Origin of the sequence: Fibrobacter sp. (assembly GCA_012523595.1) — a bacterium.
In the GTDB taxonomy this organism is placed as follows: Bacteria; Fibrobacterota; Chitinivibrionia; order Chitinivibrionales; family Chitinispirillaceae; genus JAAYIG01.
On sequence record JAAYIG010000192.1, the window covers coordinates 1 to 2241 of the forward strand.

Here is a 2241-nt window from a genome sequence, read left to right on the forward strand (position 1 = left end):
GATTGAAATTCAGTTTAATCATAGTCTATCATCCTAATCATACAAATCACAGTTCAAGACATTTCCTCAGAGTCTGAACTCTGATTATTGTGATTTACATGATTTGCATGATTGAAATTCAGTTTAATCATAGTCTATCATCCTAATCACACTAATCACAGTTCAGGACATTTCCTCAGAGTCTGAACTCTGATTATTGTGATTTACATGATTTGCATGATTGGAATTCATTTTAAATCATGGTCTATCATCCTAATCACACAAATCGCAGTTCAAGACTCTTACTCCGGAACTCACTCATTGGCTAGAATCCCCCTCATCCTCCTTTATAAGGGGGCGCTTTCCAGCGGGGGATTCTTAGCTGCCCCCTCAAGATTTTTAAACCAAAAGCCTATAAACAATTATAGAATAAAGGAAAATTTCACAGTTCCAAAGCCCGTTCTTCCGGATTATAGAAATAATGATCAGACAGTCTTCAATAACACTGTTTTTGATAATTCTTATAAATTTCAGGCTTTCTGCTTTCGACTTCGACTGGCTTACCGATTCCCGGGGCAGAAACAGCGGACATACCACCTGCAACTTCCTCACCCTCCCTCTCTCCTCAGTAACACTTGGCCGAGGTCTGGCTTCTTCACCCGGAGCCATGGATGCCACCGATCTTCCACTTTTCAGCGCCAACTCGGCACTGTCAAACCGAAACAAATTCGCCCTCCATCACCTTCAATGGCTAATGGGCCTCAAAAAAGAGTATACCGGGGCACTCTTTCCAATCGAAGATATCGGGACTTTCGGCTGTTATGCGCAGGTCTTTTCTCCCGGCAAATTCGAAAACGCACGGGATATCGATGAGCGACCCTCAAAACCATCAATGCTTGAGCTGGCCCTGGGAGCTTCCTATGCCAGAGCATTTCTGGATCAGAGAGTCAGTTTCGGTGTTTCTGCAGCCTATATCGAAAGCAGGCTGGATCATGAAGCGGGCCGGGCCCTGGCCGGTTCCATCGATCTTCTGGCAACCCCCGTCAAGATGCTCTCCGCCCGGCTATATATGGCCAACTTTGGAACAGGTATCTCCTATGGAACCATCACCGAATCACTCCCTCTTCAGGGAGGATTATCACTGCTTATTCGCCCTTTACCATCCTACTTTCCCATAACCTCCAGATTCGATTTTGATATTGGTATAGGCGTGAGAAAAATCGCTGACGAACCGGTAGCTACAGGCATAAGCACCGAAATCAAGGCTGGTCAATATTTCCGTTTCTTTACAGGATACGAGTTTACCTACGGCGTAAAGCCATCGATTTCCGGATTTGGGCTCGGTGCAGGTTTTCATTATAAAATTTATGGCTTTGAAGCGGCATGGAAAAATCTCTCAAAAGAGTTAGGTCCGGTATGGTCCGCAACGGTAAAGATCCAGATGGAAGAGAAGAAGAAACGCACAGCCGAAGATTATTACAAGGTTGCAGAAAAATTCTACAGGCTAAAAAGGTTTATCCTTTGCAGAAATTATGCACTCAAAGCGCTTCGGATGGATCCTAACCTGTGGAAAGCACATGCTCTTTTAAACCGGATAAAATCGGAACGATTACGAAATGAAAAACAGGAAATCTCGATTGTCTATTCCGGTAACCTGAAAAATCAGTTTCTCCCGCCGCCCTACTCCGGATCTCTGGGAGGAATCGCCCGTCATGGAACCGTTTTTCAGAGTCTGCGCAGTCAGTTCCCGGTAATCTTTACCATTCAGGCCGGCAACATCATCCGTGCAGATGCCAACCCCTTGCAGACCAGACTTGCTGCCCTTTATCTGCAACATGTCAAATTCGATGCAGTCTGTGCTGGAAACGAAGAGTTTTCATATAACAGCAAAATATTGACTGAGTCCTCTTTTCCTGACAAATTAATCCTTGCCAATGCGAATGACAGCTCCGGAACTTCTTTTATGCCATTTTCTATCCTGAAAAACAACGGATATAAATTATATGTCACCTCCTTTATCAATAAAAGCCTGGTTCCCGAAAACAAGGCTCATGCTTTGAATACACTGGATCCTCAAAAGCTGTTAACCCCGGATGCGCAGTCCTGTGATTTACGTATTTTGATAATACATGACAGTTGGCAAAATATCAGTGCTTTGGTGAACCGACTGCAGAATTTTGAGATAATTATCTGCGGGAGCCTGGATCAGCATTTTGCCGCACCCATGAGAGCCGGCAACTCTTATCTGCTGTCTGCCGGAGA

General features: G+C 44.6%; 1 protein-coding gene. It reads left to right on the forward strand.

The annotated features are described in order from the left end of the window. Positions 1-460: 460 nt before the first annotated feature. Positions 461-2241 (forward strand): hypothetical protein (locus GX089_12800; GenBank protein NLP03368.1); only part of this gene is annotated, 1781 nt, incomplete at its 3' end.